16 protein-coding genes are annotated in these 18,103 nt (G+C 51.1%); 9 read left to right on the forward strand and 7 right to left on the reverse strand.

Annotated features, from left to right (window positions below):
• Window positions 1-51: 51 nt before the first annotated feature.
• The 5 genes from H8S52_RS05045 to H8S52_RS05065 all read right to left on the reverse strand — a co-directional run bounded on the left by H8S52_RS05045 (window position 52) and on the right by H8S52_RS05065 (window position 5,141).
• Complete coding sequence (locus H8S52_RS05045) at window positions 52-633, reverse strand: acyltransferase (protein ID WP_117666452.1); 582 nt, start codon at window positions 631-633, stop codon at window positions 52-54.
• Window positions 617-1,588 carry a Gfo/Idh/MocA family protein gene (locus H8S52_RS05050; protein ID WP_186909409.1) on the reverse strand — a complete coding sequence of 324 codons (972 nt, stop codon included), beginning with the start codon at window positions 1,586-1,588 and terminating at the stop codon, window positions 617-619. The genes H8S52_RS05045 and H8S52_RS05050 overlap by 17 nt, the downstream gene beginning before the upstream one ends.
• A 27-nt stretch (window positions 1,589-1,615) precedes the next feature.
• The gene (locus tag H8S52_RS05055) at window positions 1,616-2,929 is read right to left on the reverse strand and encodes a nucleotide sugar dehydrogenase (RefSeq protein ID WP_186909410.1); all 1,314 of its coding nucleotides are present in this window, start codon (window positions 2,927-2,929) and stop codon (window positions 1,616-1,618) included.
• 62 nt (window positions 2,930-2,991) lie between these two features.
• Entirely contained in the window at window positions 2,992-3,543 is a 552-nt protein-coding gene (locus H8S52_RS05060) for a UpxY family transcription antiterminator (protein WP_118155206.1), read from the reverse strand.
• A 563-nt stretch (window positions 3,544-4,106) separates the two neighbouring features.
• Window positions 4,107-5,141 carry a site-specific integrase gene (locus tag H8S52_RS05065; protein WP_186909411.1) on the reverse strand — a complete coding sequence of 345 codons (1,035 nt, stop codon included), beginning with the start codon at window positions 5,139-5,141 and terminating at the stop codon, window positions 4,107-4,109.
• 178 nt (window positions 5,142-5,319) lie between these two features.
• Between H8S52_RS05065 and pyrB the strand changes: the two genes are divergently transcribed.
• The 5 genes from pyrB to glyA all read left to right on the forward strand — a co-directional run bounded on the left by pyrB (window position 5,320) and on the right by glyA (window position 9,486).
• Window positions 5,320-6,246: an aspartate carbamoyltransferase gene (gene pyrB / locus H8S52_RS05070; protein ID WP_005653945.1), complete on the forward strand. Its 927-nt coding sequence runs from the start codon at window positions 5,320-5,322 to the stop codon at window positions 6,244-6,246.
• 38 nt (window positions 6,247-6,284) lie between these two features.
• Window positions 6,285-6,740 (forward strand): aspartate carbamoyltransferase regulatory subunit, encoded by a 456-nt coding sequence (pyrI, locus tag H8S52_RS05075; RefSeq protein ID WP_005653943.1) that lies wholly within the window; start codon window positions 6,285-6,287, stop codon window positions 6,738-6,740.
• Window positions 6,740-7,306 (forward strand): flavin reductase family protein, encoded by a 567-nt coding sequence (locus H8S52_RS05080; RefSeq protein WP_005653942.1) that lies wholly within the window; start codon window positions 6,740-6,742, stop codon window positions 7,304-7,306. The genes pyrI and H8S52_RS05080 overlap by 1 nt, the downstream gene beginning before the upstream one ends.
• 16 nt (window positions 7,307-7,322) lie before the next feature.
• Entirely contained in the window at window positions 7,323-8,102 is a 780-nt protein-coding gene (locus H8S52_RS05085; RefSeq protein WP_117906236.1) for a porin family protein, read from the forward strand.
• Between the two features lie 103 nt (window positions 8,103-8,205).
• Window positions 8,206-9,486: a serine hydroxymethyltransferase gene (glyA, locus tag H8S52_RS05090; RefSeq protein ID WP_005653938.1), complete on the forward strand. Its 1,281-nt coding sequence runs from the start codon at window positions 8,206-8,208 to the stop codon at window positions 9,484-9,486.
• 123 nt (window positions 9,487-9,609) lie between these two features.
• On the opposite strand, the gene H8S52_RS05095 is transcribed toward glyA, so the two are convergent.
• Both H8S52_RS05095 and H8S52_RS05100 read right to left on the reverse strand, forming a co-directional pair.
• A complete protein-coding gene (locus H8S52_RS05095) occupies window positions 9,610-11,280 on the reverse strand; it encodes a formate--tetrahydrofolate ligase (RefSeq protein ID WP_117903712.1) in 1,671 nt (556 codons plus the stop codon).
• Window positions 11,281-11,417: 137 nt separating this feature from the next.
• Window positions 11,418-13,583: an outer membrane beta-barrel family protein gene (locus tag H8S52_RS05100; RefSeq protein ID WP_186909412.1), complete on the reverse strand. Its 2,166-nt coding sequence runs from the start codon at window positions 13,581-13,583 to the stop codon at window positions 11,418-11,420.
• 205 nt (window positions 13,584-13,788) lie between these two features.
• On the opposite strand from H8S52_RS05100, the gene H8S52_RS05105 reads away from it, so the two are divergent.
• The 4 genes from H8S52_RS05105 to H8S52_RS05120 all read left to right on the forward strand — a co-directional run bounded on the left by H8S52_RS05105 (window position 13,789) and on the right by H8S52_RS05120 (window position 18,081).
• Window positions 13,789-15,495, forward strand: coding sequence for a sensor histidine kinase KdpD (locus H8S52_RS05105; RefSeq protein ID WP_016662721.1), 1,707 nt, complete (start codon window positions 13,789-13,791; stop codon window positions 15,493-15,495).
• A 200-nt stretch (window positions 15,496-15,695) separates the two neighbouring features.
• On the forward strand, window positions 15,696-16,421 hold the full coding sequence (locus H8S52_RS05110) for a response regulator transcription factor (protein ID WP_186909413.1): 726 nt from the start codon (window positions 15,696-15,698) through the stop codon (window positions 16,419-16,421).
• A gap of 151 nt (window positions 16,422-16,572) precedes the next feature.
• Complete coding sequence (locus H8S52_RS05115) at window positions 16,573-17,325, forward strand: SDR family NAD(P)-dependent oxidoreductase (protein WP_118939564.1); 753 nt, start codon at window positions 16,573-16,575, stop codon at window positions 17,323-17,325.
• A 174-nt stretch (window positions 17,326-17,499) separates the two neighbouring features.
• The gene (locus tag H8S52_RS05120; protein ID WP_186909414.1) at window positions 17,500-18,081 is read left to right on the forward strand and encodes an occludin; all 582 of its coding nucleotides are present in this window, start codon (window positions 17,500-17,502) and stop codon (window positions 18,079-18,081) included.
• The last annotated feature ends 22 nt before the right edge of the window (window positions 18,082-18,103 follow it).

An 18,103-nucleotide genomic window follows, 5' to 3' on the forward strand; every position in this document is an offset into this window, starting at 1 on the left:
CCTGTTTTATCGTAAATAATTCTGGTATGAGAATCGGGGACTTGAAACCTATCAAAAATCCGCCGATGGTACGGCAAGCAGGTTGCCGTTTTCCTCCTTGTACTTTCTGCCGCACGAACATGCAAGCGAAGCATCCAAGCGTGCGCCGCACTCACATACCCAGCCTATGCGGCGTGCCGGGACTCCCGCCATAAGCGCATAGTCCTGTACATCTTTTGTTACTACGGCGCCCGCGGCGATGAGCGCGCTCCTGCCTACCGTATGCCCGCAGACCACGGTGGAGTTGGCTCCCAACGAAGCACCCTCTTTAATCAGGGTCTTGGCATATACGCCGTGTACGGGGAAATGCGCCCGTGGAGTAACGACGTTGGTAAACACGCAGGAAGGGCCGCAGAATACGTTGTCCTCCAGCTCCACGCCTTCGTAAACCGACACGTTGTTCTGGATGCGCACGCCGTTGCCCACCTTTACGTTATTCGCTATGTTCACGTTCTGCCCCAGCGAACAGTTCTCTCCGATAACCGCTCCCTTCTGAATATGCGAGAAATGCCATATTTTAGTTCCTTTTCCCACCGTTGCACCCTCGTCTACATAGCTGCTGGGGTGAACGAAACAGTCATTCTTGTTGTCCATTGTTTTCTATGATTTGTTGTACGGTTTCCAGTACTTTTACTACTTCATAACCTGCCTCTCCGCTGTTTGTCCCGATGGTGGAGTCGAGATGCTCCACGAAGTACCTCAGTTCCTCTTCCAGGGGCATCTTCTTCTCGTAAGGGATGATTTCGTCCGGAGCTTCCACTTTGACGGGTACGCCGTTCTCGAAGTCTATCCGCTTGTTGTAGAAACGGATTTCCTTCCCGTCCGCGGCATCGTCGAAGGAAAGCATGCCTTTACTGCCCGCCACCACCAGCAACTGCTGCTTGTAGGGATGAAGCCAGGATACGTAGATGTGGGCATGCACGTTGCCGGGATATTCCAGTTGCACCAGCGTACTGTCGTACACCCTGTCCTGGAGAAACTTCGCTCCTTTCGCCTCTATCCTGCATGCCGAAGCGCCCGTGAGGTAGTCCAGCACCGAAATGTCGTGGGGCGCGAACGAGGGAAACACGCTTTCTTCCGTGCGCACCGTACCCAGGTTCAGCCGGTTGGAATAGAGGTAGAAAAGCTTGCCCAGCCTGCCGCTGTCTATCACCTCTTTTATCTTACGGTACGCCGGATGAAACAGCAAGACATGCCCCACCATCAGGCGCGCTCCCGTGCGTTGCGCCAGTTCCACCAGTTCGGCAGACTGCGCGGCGGTGAGCGTCATCGGCTTTTCCAGCATAACGTTCAGCCCTTTTTCCAGCAGTTTCCTGCCTGCCGGATAGTGAAGTTCCGCAGGAAGCGCAACCGTATATCCGTCGTAACCGCAGGCAATGGCTTCGTCCATGTCCGCATATCCCTTTATTCCGGGATACAGCTCCGTATACTCTTTCAGCCTGGCGGCATCCGCCTCTACCACTGCGGCAAGGCAACCCAGCCCCGCCAATGTGCGGATGTGGTTCTTTCCCCACCTGCCGCCGCCGATAACACATATTTTTTTATCCATATAATAAGAAGAATATTTAAACTGGCTCTAAAGCACTTCAATGTTGGTTCTCACTGCAACCGCCTTCATCACGTTCTTCGTGTCGAAAACGGCATGCGCGTATCGCTGTACAAAATCGTAATCGACATTGGTGTGTGCGGCGGTCACAACCACAAGGTCGGTATTCCGCAGCAGTCCGGCGGAGAGGGCGACTTCGCCTTTATGCGATTTGCCGTGATACCGGAACTCGGGGATGTAAGGGTCGTAGAAGGTGACCGACGCCCCTGTTTTCTCCAGCTCCTCGATGACACGCAGGGCGGGACTCTCGCGGTAATCGTCTATATCCTGCTTGTATGCCACGCCGAGCACCAGCACTCTGGAGCCGTTCAATGCCTTGCGGTGGCGGTTGAGTATCTTGCCGCAACGCTCCACGGTGTATTCGGGCATGTGGTCGTTTATCATCATGGAAGCCTCTATCATCGATGTATGGAAGCCGTACTCGCGCGCCTTCCAGGTGAGATAGTAGGGGTCCAGGGGAATGCAATGCCCGCCCAGCCCCGGTCCGGGATAGAATGCGGTGAAGCCGAAAGGCTTGGTCTTGGCTGCCTCTATCACTTCCCAAAGGTCGATGCCCATGCGGTTGCACAGGATGGCCAGCTCGTTAATCAGCCCAATGTTGATGTTGCGGTAGGTATTCTCCAAAATCTTGGTCATCTCCGCCACGGCAGGCGAAGAAACGACGTGCACCTTATCGCCCAGCACAGCTCCGTACATGGCGGCAATCACATCCTGGGCGTCTTTGCCTACGGCGCCTACCACCTTCGGCGTGTTCTTGGTTTTGTAAACCGCGTTGCCGGGGTCTACCCGTTCGGGCGAAAAGCCCAGATAGAAATCCTTGCCGCACTTCAAGCCCGACCCGCTCTCAAGAATCGGTTTTATAAGCTCTTCGGTAGTGCCGGGATAGGTTGTGGACTCCAGCACCACGATGGTGCCTGCAGTCAGATGCCCGGCTATTGATTTCGCCGAACTCTCCACATAGCTGATGTCCGGTTCCTGGTGCACATCCAAAGGCGTAGGCACACAGATGGCTACAAAATCCACATCTTTTATAAAGGAAAAATCGGAAGTGGCGCTGAGCGTACCGTTCCGTACCAGCTGCGCCAGCTCCGCATCGACCACATCGCCGATATAGTTGTGTCCGGCATTCACCAGTTTCACTTTTTCTTCCTGCACGTCGAAGCCGATAGTCCTGAAACCTGCCTTGGCTTTCTCTACGGCAAGGGGCAGGCCCACATAGCCCAAGCCCACGACGCCTACCGTGATTTTTCTTTCCGCAATGCGGGAAAGGAGTTTTTCTTTCATTATTGTCTGTTTTTTAGATTAAAATACATGCAACCGGCTTATACGGCCCGAATGGCAGGCGGTTATTCCGTCACTTCGCAATACCAGCGGGAAATGCGCATCATCACCCCTACACCGGCAAGCGTCTTTATGAAATAGTAGCCGCCGCGGGCACGATGCAGCTTACCCGTTATCCCGGCAAAGGGCCCGTGAATGATACGGACGTTCTTGCCGGGTTTCGCTTCGGCCTCTTCGTGCGTTATATATAAGGTGTCTTTAAAATCGGGGTCGCATAATATGCGGAACTCGGTCATCTGCTTGTCGGGTATCTCACAGGGATGCTTCGTTTCTTTGTCGCAAAGCACGCTGAAAGGAACATCGCACTCCTTAAGCATCGCAAGCGTTGCCTTGCGGCTCTCGTTTTTCTGTAAAAAGACCAGATTGTGAACTACCGGGACAAGCATTTTCCTTGTTTTCCCTTCTTTCTCCTTTTCAACATAGGTCATCGGAACAAAATGCACTTTCTTTTTCTCTCTTAAAAAATCACTGATTTTTAACTCCTGGCAGTTGAATGTGCGGACAGCATACCAGGGATTTTTTGTTGTTTGCTTGATTTGATCATCAAAATCGTCCATATCGGGCTTGATTATCTGTTAAAATCCACATGATGGAAAAATGCAAGTCCGATACAAAAAACAGTATTGCAACGGAAAGGATATGCAACGTTATCAGGTCGCGGAACACGCGAACCTTATAAGTCCGGCGAATACGCTATGATGACATGAATAGAAATATAAAACCGTAAACAATACATGAAATAAAGAAGAAAATCAAGGAAAAATCAGGGCACAGCCACTGCCGTCCGCAACCGGGAAAGCTCCCGCTACGGGCAGAACCATGCAAGAAAATATGTATCGGACTTAGGCTAAAAAAAGATAGACAACCCCTTCTCCCCGCCTCGTGGATATACGGCAGGAAAATGCGGTTATCAATAAGGATATAGCCTTTTTATACCACCTCTGTACAAGAGTGAGAACTCACAGAAATCGGAATAGAGCACTATAACGGCTGCGAAGATATGCAGATTAAATAAAATAAGCAAAAAAAAACTGCCTTTTTTTCAAGGCTGAAATATCTGTTCCAAGCCTTTTCCAAGAGGGATACATGCGGCAACTGTTGATACTCAATATATTGAAAATTATTGTACCTCTTGTACAGAGGTGACCTCTTGTACAGAGGAACACTTCCTCAACACCTCATCCAAAAGCTTCTTATTGGCAGAATTCTGCTTTCCATTCCCGATATCCTCCACATAAATCCGGGTAGTCTTTACATCGGTATGTCCGAGCGCCTGCGCTATGACAGACATGTCCACCGAGGACATGAAAGCCAGCGTAGCCCAGGTGTGGCGCGCCACGTACGAAGAGAGCGGCTTGTCTACCCCCGCCAGCTTTCCCAGAGTTTTCAGCGTCTTGTTATAATAGGAGAACTTGCGTTTGTACTCCCTGTACGCCGTATCTTCGTCCTGCGAAGTAAGAAAAGGGAACACATAGTCGCTGCCGTCCGACCGGTAACGGTTGATTATCTCCTGCATGCACGGCTCCAGCTTGATTTGCACCACCTGGTCGGTCTTGCGCCGGTGATACACAAGGATGCCGCCCTTTATCTGCGATTTCTTCAGGAAAGCCACATCCACAAAAGGCATGCCGCAGGCATAGAAGCAGAACAGGAACACGTCGCGCACCAGTTGCATAAACGAACCGGGCTTCACCTGCACGGCACGCAGCTTGTTGATGTCCGCCTTCTCTATCGAACGTTTCCGGGTGCGGGAAATGCCCGTAAACACATTGCCGAAAGGTTCTTTCTGCTCCGTAAGCCCCTGCTCCACCGCCTTGTTGTAGACAGCACGCAAAGAGCGCATGTAGCAGGACAAGGTGTCCTTACATATCCCCCTTCTCCGGAGCCATTCCCCGTAAGCGTCTATCAGCCTGCTGTCCACCTCGGCAAAGGAGATGTCCTTTTTGCCATGAAACGCAAGGAGCGAACGGAGCGCAGTGGCATAATTGCCCGCCGTACTGTGGCGGTGCATGAGACGGGTGCGCGCAATCTCCTCGCGGACAAACCCGGAGAAACTGCCGGAAACGGCGGGAGACTCTTCCTTTTTCCTTTTCCGGCACGGAGAGCCGCCGTCGCGCCGGATACTTATCTTGAATACAATACAGATTTTAAACATGACTTTTCATTTTAACGAGAATTAAACACAAACCGCCAAGTCCGTACAGCGCAAAATCCGTACAGGCCTTGCCAACGGCGAAAGTAATGGAAAAAGAATAAAAGTTCCCGGAGATTTTCATAACCCATATTTTTTTTGCAACTTTACACTCTCGAAAAGTAAAACGAATATCAACGATATGGAAAACAGAAGTTTAGTCACTATCGCCGAACACAGCAAAGAGAAAATCCTCTATATGCTCAATATGGCGAAAGAGTTCGAGGCAAAACCCAACAGGCATCTGCTCGACGGTAAAGTTGTCGCCACCCTATTTTTCGAGCCGTCCACCCGCACCCGCTTAAGCTTTGAAACCGCCGCCAACCGGCTCGGCGCACGTGTCATCGGCTTTAGCGACCCCAAAGCTACCAGCTCGTCCAAAGGCGAGACACTGAAAGATACCATCAAGATGGTAAGCAACTATGCCGACATCATCGTGATGCGCCACTATCTGGAAGGAGCTGCACGCTATGCCAGCGAGGTGACCACAGTGCCCATCGTCAATGCCGGAGACGGAGCCAACCAGCATCCCTCGCAAACGATGCTCGACCTCTACTCCATCTACAAGACGCAAGGTACGCTGGAGAACCTGAACATCTACCTGGTAGGCGATTTGAAATACGGCCGTACCGTACACTCCCTGCTGATGGCCATGCGGCACTTCAACCCCACCTTTCATTTCATCGCTCCCGAAGAGCTGAAAATGCCGGAAGAGTACAAGATTTACTGCCGCGAACACGACATCAGATTTGTGGAGCACACCGACTTTACGGAAGAGATAATAGCCGATGCGGACATCCTTTACATGACCCGTGTGCAACGCGAACGCTTCACCGACCTCATGGAGTACGAACGCGTGAAGAATATCTATATCCTGCGCAACAAAATGCTGGAACATACCCGCCCCAACCTGCGCATCCTGCATCCGCTGCCCCGTGTCAACGAGATAGCCCTCGATGTGGACGACAACCCGAAGGCATACTATTTCCAGCAGGCGCAAAACGGACTTTATGCACGCGAAGCCATTCTGTGCGATGTGCTTGGCATTACGCTGGACGATGTTAAGTAAAGTATAAGGAAGTATATTACTGGTTTTATTTAGGAGACATGAAAAAACAAGAATTGCAGGTGGCCGCATTGGAAAACGGCACTGTCATCGACCATATACCCTCTGAGAAGCTGTTTACAGTAGTATCATTGCTGGGACTGGAGCAGATGAACAACAACATTACTATCGGTTTCAACCTCAAAAGCAAGAAGCTGGGAACAAAGGGTATCATCAAAATAGCGGATAAGTTCTTCTGCGACGATGAGATAAACCGCATTGCCGTAGTTGCCCCCAACGTAAAGCTGAACATCATCCGCGACTACGAAGTGGTGGAGAAACGTGAAGTGAAACTGCCCGACGAATTGCGCGGCATCGTAAAATGCGCCAATCCCAAGTGCATCACCAACAACGAACCGATGCCTACCCTGTTTCATGTGGTGGACAAGGAGAACTGCGTAATCAAATGCCACTATTGCGAGAAAGAACAGACAAGAGAGGACATAGAGATAATCTGATGAAAGAAGACTGGAAACCGGGAACCATGATTTATCCGCTGCCCGCCGTACTAGTGAGCTGCGGAAGCACCCCGGAAGAATATAACATACTGACCGTTGCATGGACGGGAACCATTTGTACAAACCCGCCCATGTGCTACATTTCCGTGCGGCCGGAACGTCACTCCTACGACATCATCAAGCGCAACATGGAGTTTGTCATCAACCTGACAACCAAGGACATGGCGCGCGCCACCGACTGGTGCGGCGTACGTTCGGGCAAGAACTACAATAAATTCGAGGAGATGAAGCTGACACCCGGCAAAAGTACCGTTGTCAGCGCCCCGCTCATCGAGGAGTCTCCCTTGTGCATCGAGTGCAGGGTAAAGGAAATCGTCGCCCTCGGCTCGCACGACATGTTCATTGCCGATGTGGTGAATGTACGCGCCGACACCTCCCACCTGAATACGGAAACCGGAAAACTGGAGCTGGCAGAATCCAACCTGCTGGTCTACGTGCATGGCGGCTATTACGGACTGGGAGAGAAAATCGGGAAATTCGGCTGGTCGGTAGAGAAGAAAAAGTAATAAATAAAAATTGATTATGGGAAGAAGATGGTTACTTTTCGGGGTTTGTTTGCTGGCCTTCTCCACAGCCATGTGGGGACAACTGCCGGTTGTGCCCGGAACGGATAAACCGGAACACCCCCAGCACACCCACCGCCACGACCGGCGGGTGAACTTCGGTATCAAGGGCGGGTTTACCTCTTCGCTCTTCCTCGTATCGGATTTAGTGCTGAACGGTACTGTCATCGACGAGGTGCAGAATAACTATAAGATAGGTTATTTCGGCTCGTTCTTCATGCGGATAAACTTCAATCGCCACTTCCTGCAACCGGAACTGTCGTACACGATAAACCGCTGCAACATCACCTTCGAGAAGCCGCTGCCCGAAGACGCACCCGAAAGCAGCATACCCGAAATGGCCTCTATCACCTCGTCTATCCACAGCTTTGAGATTCCCGTAATCTACGGATACAACATCATTAAGGAAGGACCTTACAGCCTTGCCGTATTCGGCGGACCGAAAATACGCTACATCTGGGACAGGCAGAGCAAGGTCACTTTCGAGAATTTCGACCAGCGGGACATCGAGGAGGAACTCTATCCGCTGAACGTCAGCCTCACCGCCGGCGTTGCCGTAACGATTTCCCGTATCTTCTTCGATTTCCGCTACGACATCGGACTGCACAACATTTCAAAGCGCATCAGCTACAAGCCGGTCTATGACGAAAATGCCGGCGAGGAAGTGCCTCTTGCCAACCAGATACGTTTTCACAGGCGGGAGAATGTTCTGAGTTTTTCGCTTGGAGTGTTCTTTTGACAGGAAATTTCTCACTTTTCTTACAGTTTATTCATTTATTTCCTTTAAATTTGTACGCTTAATAAGAGAATACAGAATTATCAAACTTATCTAATAAGCAAGAATGAAAAGAGACGATTTAATTTTCGACATCATCGAAAAAGAACATCAACGTCAGCTCAAAGGTATTGAACTGATTGCATCAGAGAACTTCGTAAGTGACCAAGTTATGCAGGCAATGGGTTCCTGCCTCACCAACAAGTATGCAGAAGGCTATCCCGGCAAACGTTATTACGGTGGTTGCGAAGTTGTAGACCAAAGCGAACAGATTGCCATCGACCGCCTGAAACAGATTTTCGGCGCAGAATGGGCAAACGTACAGCCGCACTCAGGTGCACAGGCCAACGCTGCCGTATTCCTCGCAGTGCTGAACCCGGGCGACAAATTCATGGGCCTCAACCTTGCACACGGCGGTCACCTTTCTCACGGTTCGTCAGTGAATACTTCCGGCATTATCTACACTCCCTGCGAGTACAACCTCAATAAGGAAACAGGACGTGTGGACTATGACCAGATGGAAGAAGTGGCCCTGCGTGAGAAACCGAAAATGATTATCGGCGGCGGTTCTGCCTATTCACGCGAATGGGACTACAAACGCATGCGCGAAATAGCCGACAAGATAGGTGCTATCCTGATGGTAGACATGGCACACCCTGCCGGACTGATTGCCGCCGGCGAACTGGACAACCCCGTGAAATATGCCCATATCGTGACTTCTACCACCCATAAGACACTCCGCGGTCCTCGTGGCGGTGTCATCATGATGGGCAAGGACTTCCCCAACCCCTGGGGCAAGAAAACACCGAAGGGCGAAATCAAGATGATGTCCCAATTGCTCGACTCTGCCGTATTCCCCGGCATTCAGGGCGGTCCGCTGGAACATGTCATCGCTGCGAAAGCCGTTGCCTTCGGCGAAATTCTGCAACCGGAATGGAAAGAATATGCCAAACAGGTGAAGAAGAATGCCGCTACGCTGGCACAAGCCCTGATAGACCGTGGCTTTACCATCGTTTCCGGCGGTACGGACAACCACTCCATGCTGGTAGACCTGCGCAGCAAATATCCCGACCTGACAGGTAAGGTAGCCGAAAAGGCACTGGTATCTGCCGACATCACCGTGAACAAGAACATGGTTCCGTTCGATACCCGTTCCGCATTCCAGACCTCCGGTATCCGTCTGGGTACTCCCGCCATTACAACCCGCGGCGCCAAAGAAGACCTGATGCTGGAAATCGCCGAAATGATTGAGACCGTTCTCTCCAACGTAGAAAACGAACAGGTCATTGCCGACGTCCGCGCACGCGTAAATGCCAAGATGAAGGAATATCCGCTGTTCGCTTACTGATTATGAAATCGGGAAATAATAGTTTCTACAATAAAAAGTAAAAAAGATAAGCTGCGCAGTTCAAACGAACCTTGCGCAGCTTATTTTTTTATTCTCAATTTTCAATTCTCTATTTAAGAAGGCTCAGGAAAGCCCCTCTATATTGCCGTCCACTATGTCGATGTGCTCCGCTTGCGGCACTTTGGGCAGCCCCGGCATGCGGAGTATCTCACCGGCAATGGCAACGAGCATTTCCGCACCGTTGTTGATAACGATGTCCTTGATGTGGAACTCGAAGTTATTGACAGCGCCGTATATTTTGGGGTCGGCAGAGAAAGAGTATTGCGTCTTGGCTATGCAGACGGGATAATGTGCAATACCCATTTCCTCGACAAGCTTCATCATCTTGCGTGAAGCGCTGCTGTAGGTCACTACGCTTGCGCCATAAAGGTTGCAGGCCACTTTCTCTATCTTCTGCTGTACGGTATCGTTTTCCCCGTAAGTGTATTGCAGCGGGGCGGATGGTTTCTTTTCGATTGTTTCCACAACGAGGTTAGCCAAGTCCACCGCACCTTCCCCACCCTCGGCAAAGGCATTGTTAATGGCAAAGCCCACTTTCAAATCCTCTTCGCAATGACGGCGGATAGCTTCTACCTCTTCGTCCGTATCGCTGGCAAAACGGTTGAAGGCAACCACAACGGTCTGCCCGAAATAGCGCAGGTTACGGATGTGTTTGTCAAGATTGCCGAAGCCTTCCTTCAGTCCTTCCATGTTCGGCTCCTTGATACGGTCGAGACTGACACCACCGTGCATCTTCAATCCCTGTGCAGTGGCGACGATAACGGTCAGCTTGGGTTGCAGACCGCTTTTGCGGCATTTGATATTATAGAACTTCTCCGCTCCCAAGTCCGCACCGAAGCCGGCTTCCGTCACTACGTAATCGCCGAAGGTCATAGCCATTTTGGTAGCGAGAATGGAGTTGCAGCCATGCGCTATATTTGCGAACGGACCACCATGCACAAAAGCGGCTGTTCCTTCGGTGGTCTGTACCAGGTTGGGATGAATGGCGTCTTTCAGCAGTACGGTGACGGCGCCCGCCACACCTAAATCTTTCACCGTAAACGGCTTGCCTTCATAGTCGAAACCGAGTATGATATTTTCGATACGTCTGCGGAGGTCTTCCGTATCCTTTGCCAGACAGAGAATTGCCATAATCTCCGATGCAGGCGTAATGTCGAAACCGGACTCCAGGGTAACCCCGTTGGTACGTGGTCCAAGTCCGGTGACAATGCTGCGCAGGGAGCGGTCGTTCACATCGAGCACACGTCGCCAGATGATTTCTTTCAGACCGAATCCGTCCGCCTGATGCTGGTAGATATAGTTATCCAGCAAAGCGGAAATCATATTGTGAGCGGAAGTGATGGCATGGAAATCTCCTGTGAAATGTAAGTTTATCTTCTCCATAGGAAGTACCTGCGCGTAGCCGCCGCCTGCCGCTCCGCCCTTCATGCCGAAGCACGGGCCCAGCGAGGGTTCACGCAAGGCTACGATGGCTTTCTTGCCTATCTTGTTCAGTCCCAATGCCAGGCCGATAGAGACCGTGGTTTTACCAATGCCTGCCTTTGTGGCCGTAATGGCGGTTACCAGAATCAGGTTGCTCTGTTTTACCTTCTCCTCGTCAATCAGGTGTTCGGGAATCTTGGCAATGTAGCGGCCGTAGTTCTCTACTTCTTCACGGGGAATGCCGACACTTTCGGCAACCTGCTTTATTTTCTTCAGTTCAATGCTGCGTGCTATTTCGATATCCGATTTCATATACAGGGTCTTTTCTTTAAATAACAACTTTGTTTTTTTGAAAGTTGCAAAAGTACAAAAAAGAAGGGAAAATGCTGGTATATGAAAAAGAATTTAGTATCAGCTTAACTACCCGAACAGGATTGGTTATCAAACAATCATTTAAACCGTGACGTATCCACTCCTTCCCGCTTCTTTTCCTTATAACCGCCGAATTTATATGTGAACGATACGCCCAACTCGCGGAAACAAGAGTAATGGTTGGTTACATTCTGCGTCTGGAAGCGGATGCGCGGAGAAATCTGCCCGGTCTCGAATATATCGTTGCAATACAGATTCAGGACAGCCTTTCCCTTGGCAAAGCCATAGCGCAAGGCGGCATTTACATTGCCGGAAACAGGCAGGTCGTAAATTCCCTGAATCGCTTTGCTGTGCACAAATCCGGTGACGGTCAGCTTCAGGTCGGGCTTGGTGGAAAGGGTGAAGGTGTTGTTCATTTGGGCGATGCCGTAACACTGCTTGCGGTCGAAGGGGATATCCCAAAAGTCGCTGTCTTTCTCGCGATGCCATATACCGATAAAGGTCAGGCGGGAATTCAACCAGTTCTTTACCTTAAAGGGCACTGATGCCTGTATGCCAAACTGTTGACGGTAGTCAAAGTTTAGGTATTTATAGATTTCGACCAGCCGTTGCGAGGACTGGTAAAGCGTCTGTACCGAGTAGTCCTTGGTGTGGCTGAACCAGGTGCTGAAGATGTACTTGCTCTTTAAGATATAGTTCATTTGAAACTCATAGCTTTGCGCAGGTTTCAGCAGAGGGTTGCCGTGAATCTCGGAATATCCGCCGCCGATATAAGAAACGGCATCCTGCACGGCCCAATAGTCGGGATAGTGCTTATCGCTGCTCAGCGCAAGTTGCAGGATATGTCCGGGGGCAGGCATATAGTTCAGGTTGACGGTAGGATACCAATCCCACTGGTTCCAAACGGGCGTTTTATAACGCTCCACAGCCAGCGAGGCATCCAGCGAGAGCTTATCGCCGAAACTCTTGCTGAAACCTGCATAGATGTTCAGCGTCTCTTCCCGTTTGCGGGATTTCATATTAGTGAAGTTACCGGCGGAATTATCACCGGCTGCCAACGAAGTTGTATTTTCATCTCCCAACTGTTCGCCGGTCTCCGGGTCGTAGTAATATTGGTAACTGTTGTCGATGCCGGTGGTATAGACAATACCGTAATTCAGTCCCCAGCCCTTGCCCAGGCTGTGTTCCTGCGCCAGAAACATTTTCCAGCGGTTAATGCGCTGGCAGTCCTGTGTAAAGAAGTCAAGCTCGTCGTTTTCCAGCAGGCGGCTGTTCAGCAACTGGTCGGACGGAGAACGGTAGTACGTGAACTCCACACCGGCTTTCATGCCGAAAGGCGTGGAATAGTCCAGCCGGCCGTTGTGAAGCCAGTCGGTACTGTTGCTCAACGTGGCGGACTGCTGCGAACCGTTGATATTCATCCGGTTGTGAGACGTTGTATAGTTACCGTTATAAACAAAGCTCAACTGATGGTCTTTAGCGATAGTATAATCGGCTCCCACCCGGAAACTATGCGTATGCGAACGGCCGCGGCGTACCTCATCGGTTGCCATCGGGTACACCGAGCCATCCGCCAAAGCGTGCATAGCATCTTTGTCCGTCGTAGTGTAAGTACGGCCGTGTTTGTGCGAGTAAAGAAAATCCGTTGAGAATTTATTTCCGTTATATAACAGGCTGGCGCGCTCCTCAAAACCTTCGTAATGCTTCTGATTGTATTTGCCGTAGAGTTCGCCCTGCCAGGAAGAGGGACCGTCCGCGGTTTGCTTCAGTTGCACGTTGATAAGTGCGCCACGCACCTGGTAGCGGGCGGGTGCGTTGTACATCACTTCGGCTTTTTCTATCCGGCTTGCGGGGATACTCCGCAACAGTGTGTAAAGCTGTTCGACGCTGAGGGTGGTCACTTTTCCGTTCAGGATAACGGTGACACCCTGCCCTGCCAGTTGCAAGCCGCCGTTCATCTCGGTTACGCCGGGAAGTTCCTTTACGGCATCGTAGGCATTGTCCACAGGCAGGTCGCGGATAAGCTGCGGCAAGTCATACACCAGTTTGCCTTGCGAGGCTTTGACTACGGGGCGTTCGCCGGTAATCATCACTTCGGGCAGGCTTTGGTAGATACTGTCCAGGCGGGCATCCGAGGTAATGATGCTGTCGGCGCTGAGGGTACGTTCTCCGCCGGTGATTTCCTGGGCGGAGATGCCGGCACTAAAAAGGCTGATTACTGATAACAGATAAAATCGTTTCATACGTATTCGATGCTTTAATTTATTGTATTTGATGTTTTAGTTCGTTTTCACACCGCAAAGTACGGCATTACCCGCCCGACTTTGTGTTATCGCCTGCTTACCAAGTGTTATCTACTGTTACCGGAAGTGTTATTTAGTCTTATCGCACGATACACCGCACACCATAACTCCTTATCTTTGCCTGCACAAATATCAAGGAACCACCATGAAACTGCCTTTGAAATACATTGCCATACTCGTTATCCTGTCTTTGGCGGGTATCTTCTCCTACCAGGCCTACTGGCTCGGCGGGCTGTACCGCACCATGCGCAACGACCTGGAGCGCAACATCATAGAAGCCATGCGCATGAGCGACTATAACGAAATGATGCTGCGTGTGGAAAGGATGCGCAAGGACAGTGCCGACCATGGGACAGTGAGCGTATCCGCCGGATTCGAGAAAGACGGAACGCAAAACAAAACCTATGTACACAGCACCACCAGCATAGACCGCAACGGCCGGAAAGAAGAAACCTCCGACCAGCAGGTCATTCATCAAAAGAGCGACACCCTTTTGATGAGTATCTCGGACAATTCCTCCGTACAGGCTATTATCACCCGTGATGGCATCGCCGTCCCGGACTCCGACGATGTACTTTTCATAGAACGGAACAAAGACCGGAACAAGGCTCAATGGCTGAATGCCGATTCAGCCCAAAAGAAGCTGGAAGCCGCCATAAAAGACACCGATGTTCCGCCCCAGGCCGCACTGAGGGCAAACAGCGGGCTGGATGTTATTCTGCGCGACCAGAACAGCATGCTGGAACTCGCCACATATTTCCAGCGCGGCCTGCACTCCGGCCTGGATGTCATTTCCGACCCCGATGTCCTTGTATACGACAGCCTGCTCACCTTTCAGCTCAAAGACCGGGGCATCACGCTGCCCCACCGCCTGGAGCATATCTATACGAACGACAAAGCATCTCCCCATACGTTTACAGACACGCTTGCCGTGGCCGGTACTCCCGGATACGTTCCAAGCCCCGAAGCCAAGCTATACGAGTACGCTTTCGACATCAGTACCCATCAGAGCTACCGCCTTTGGATGGAACCCGTTACCCCGTTGGTGCTGAAGCAGATGTCGGGCATTCTGACTACCTCGTTCGTTATCCTCATCATCCTCTGCTTCGCGTTCTGGATACTTATCCGCACCATCTTGCAGCAAAAGACGCTGGAGGAGATGAAAAGCGACTTTACCAACAACATCACCCACGAACTGAAAACCCCTATCGCCGTAGCCTATGCCGCCAACGATGCCCTGCTGAACTTTAACCAGGCGGAAGAAAAGGCACAACGCGACAAGTATCTGCGCATCTGCCAGGAGCAGTTGCAACGGCTCAGCGGACTTGTCGAGCAGATACTCTCCATGAGCATGGAACGCCGCAAGACCTTCCGCCTGCATCCGGAACCGCTGTCCATGGAAAGCATTCTCGAACCGCTTATCGAGCAGCATAAACTGAAGGCGGAGAAGCCCGTGCATATCTCTACGGACATCGAGCCTGCCGGACTTACCCTCACGGCAGACCGTACGCACTTCAGCAACATCATCAGCAACCTGATTGACAATGCCATAAAATACTCGCCCGAAGCAGCGGACGTAAACATCCGTTGCCGGCAAACCGCCTCTGCCGGACAAGGAGAGTTTGTTGAAATCGCCATCAGTGACCGTGGAACAGGTATCGCTCCCGAAAAGCAGAGCCACATATTCGATAAGTTCTACCGCGTTCCCACCGGCAATCTGCACAACGTGAAGGGCTACGGTCTCGGTCTGTTCTATGTCAAGACCATGACCGAAAAGCACGGCGGAAGCGTAACGGTAAAGAGCGAACCGGGCAAAGGAAGCACGTTCACTCTGAGGTTTCCGAACGGATAAAAGGAGTACCCGTCCGTTTCCCCCGGAAGAAACTCCGGTTTCCCTTAAGGGGAACGCGCGTTTCCTTTAAAGGGAACTGTCGTTTCCCCTAATGGGAACGGAAGTTTCTCCCGGCGGAAACGGAAGTTTACTTAGGAGAAACAGGAATATACCTCCGGAGTACATACAGATATTACATAAACAAGAATAACAAGGATGTCATGGATAAAATAAAAGTATTGCTGGTTGAGGATGAAGAAACCCTCGCCATGATTATAAAGGACACGCTGGAAGGGCAAAGTTTCATTATCCACACCGCTGCCGACGGCGAGGAGGGGTTGCGCCTGTTCTTCGACCTGCGCCCCGATGTGCTGGTGGCAGACGTCATGATGCCCCGTATGGACGGCTTCGAAATGGTACGCCGCATCCGCCAGACCGACAAGCACACGCCGGTGCTTTTCCTCACTGCCCGCTCCGCCATCAATGATGTTGTAGAGGGCTTTGAACTCGGCGCCAACGATTATCTGAAGAAACCTTTCGGTATGCAGGAACTGATTATCCGCATCAAGGCGCTGGCGGGCAAGGCTTTCAACTTTACGGAATCTGCTCCCAAAGAAGTCACCGACTTTGAAATAGGCAATTACCGGTTCAACCCCGTCACGCAACGGCTGGCGTATACAGGAACCGGTGCTGCTCCGCACGCCGATACGGAAATGGAACTCTCACACCGCGAATCGGAAATACTGAAGCGCCTCTGCGAGAACCGCAATCAGGTGGTCAATACCCAGAATGTACTGCTCGACCTTTGGGGAGACGACAGCTTCTTCAACTCCCGCAGCCTGCACGTATTCATAACGAAGCTGCGCCACAAGCTGGCGCAAGACGACCGCATACGCATCGTAAACGTGCGGGGGATAGGCTATAAACTGATAGTTAACATAAACTGACAGTTAACTGATGCCGGCCTGATAGCTGCAATGCCTTTACGGACACTCGCCTGCCAAATCCGTAAATAGGATACAAGCTTCTGTAATCAGGGTATCTTCCCTTGTCCAATATCCGGGTATTTTTGCAAACGGAATTAATCACATTAAAACAATGAAGACAATGGAAGAAAAAGTAGCATTAGTCACCGGTTCTGCAACGGGAATCGGACTTGCCTGTGCGCAGGCGTTTGCAAAAGCGGGATATATCACCGTGTTGGCAGATATAAACGAACCGGAAGAACAGGCTGAAAGTCTGGTGAAAGAAGGTTATAAAGCAGTGGCCTACCGTTGCGACGTATCGGACACAAAGGCTGTGAAAGGTATGATAGACTGGATTGTCAACTCTTTTGGCAGACTGGATGCGGCGTTAAACAATGCGGGAATACAGACCCCGCAACGTCCCATGGCGGAAATCACGGATGATGAGTTCGACCGCACGGTTGCCGTTGACTTGAAAGGCGTATGGAACTGCATGCGCCATGAAATTCTCCAAATGTTAAGTCAAGGCGGGGGAGCCATCGTAAACACCTCTTCGCAGGGCGGCGTAACGGGATTTCCGGGACAGGCAGCTTATATTGCCTGCAAACATGCCGTGATAGGACTGACCCGTACTGCCGCCATTGATTATGCGGCAAAGAACATACGTATTAATGCCGTATGCCCCGGAGTTATCCGCACCCCCATGGCGGAGGATTTGATGCGCCGCAACCCGCAACTCGAAACGGAACTGGTGCGCGACATTCCGGCAGGCCGCCTCGGAAAGCCCGAAGAGATAGCCAATGCGGTACTCTGGCTATGCAGTCCGCAGGCTAGTTTCGTAGACGGGCATGCCTTGCTTGTGGACGGGGCTTTCAGTATCCATTAAGGTATGGTTTGTTAGAAATGATATGCCTTCTTACAAGAAAAGAAAAGCATAACAACGGCACAAACCGCAGAATTTGGTTTAGTATAAAGAATGAGAAATAATATAAAGAAGTTTCAGAAAATTGACGGAAAGGATTATCTTTGTCTGAGAAGAAAACAATAACCGTGCCCAATCATGAAACAAGTTTGTTTTTTTATCATCGCCCTGCTGGCAAGTGCCGTTTCACTACACGCCCAAACCGAAACGAAGGGCGACAGCATACGCTCCCATAACCTGCCCGACGGTACGCCGCCCGAAGGGACATTCCTACCCGAAACGAAGAATTATGACGGCTTTCTCCTGGACATGAGCCTCATGAGAATGGAAGCTCCCCGCCTGCCCCGGTTTACGTTGGAAATACCGGATGCAAGCAAAGACTACAGCCGGATATTCCGTCTCAACCCGGACGCGACCTACTCGCAGGGGCTTTCAAATGTGTTCTCGCTCACCAACGCCACCGTTTACAGCATGAATCCGTTTGGGCTGACGGGCTTCTGGTCATCGCCGGAGAACCTGCAAATGGGCAGCTTCAAACTGAAGAACGGAATGCGTATCAATACATACGGCGAGTACGACAAGGACGGCTGGAAAGTTCCCAACCGTTCGGCATTGCCGTGGGAGAAGAACAACTTCAAAGGAGCATTTGAAATGAAATCCGCCAACGGTGCATTCGGCATACGCATCGAAGTACAGCAGGGCAACCGAACGCCGTTCTAACCGTAAACATCACAGACTGATA

Origin of the sequence: Bacteroides sp. NSJ-48, from assembly GCF_014287405.1 — a bacterium.
Lineage (GTDB): Bacteria > Bacteroidota > Bacteroidia > Bacteroidales > Bacteroidaceae > Bacteroides > Bacteroides stercoris.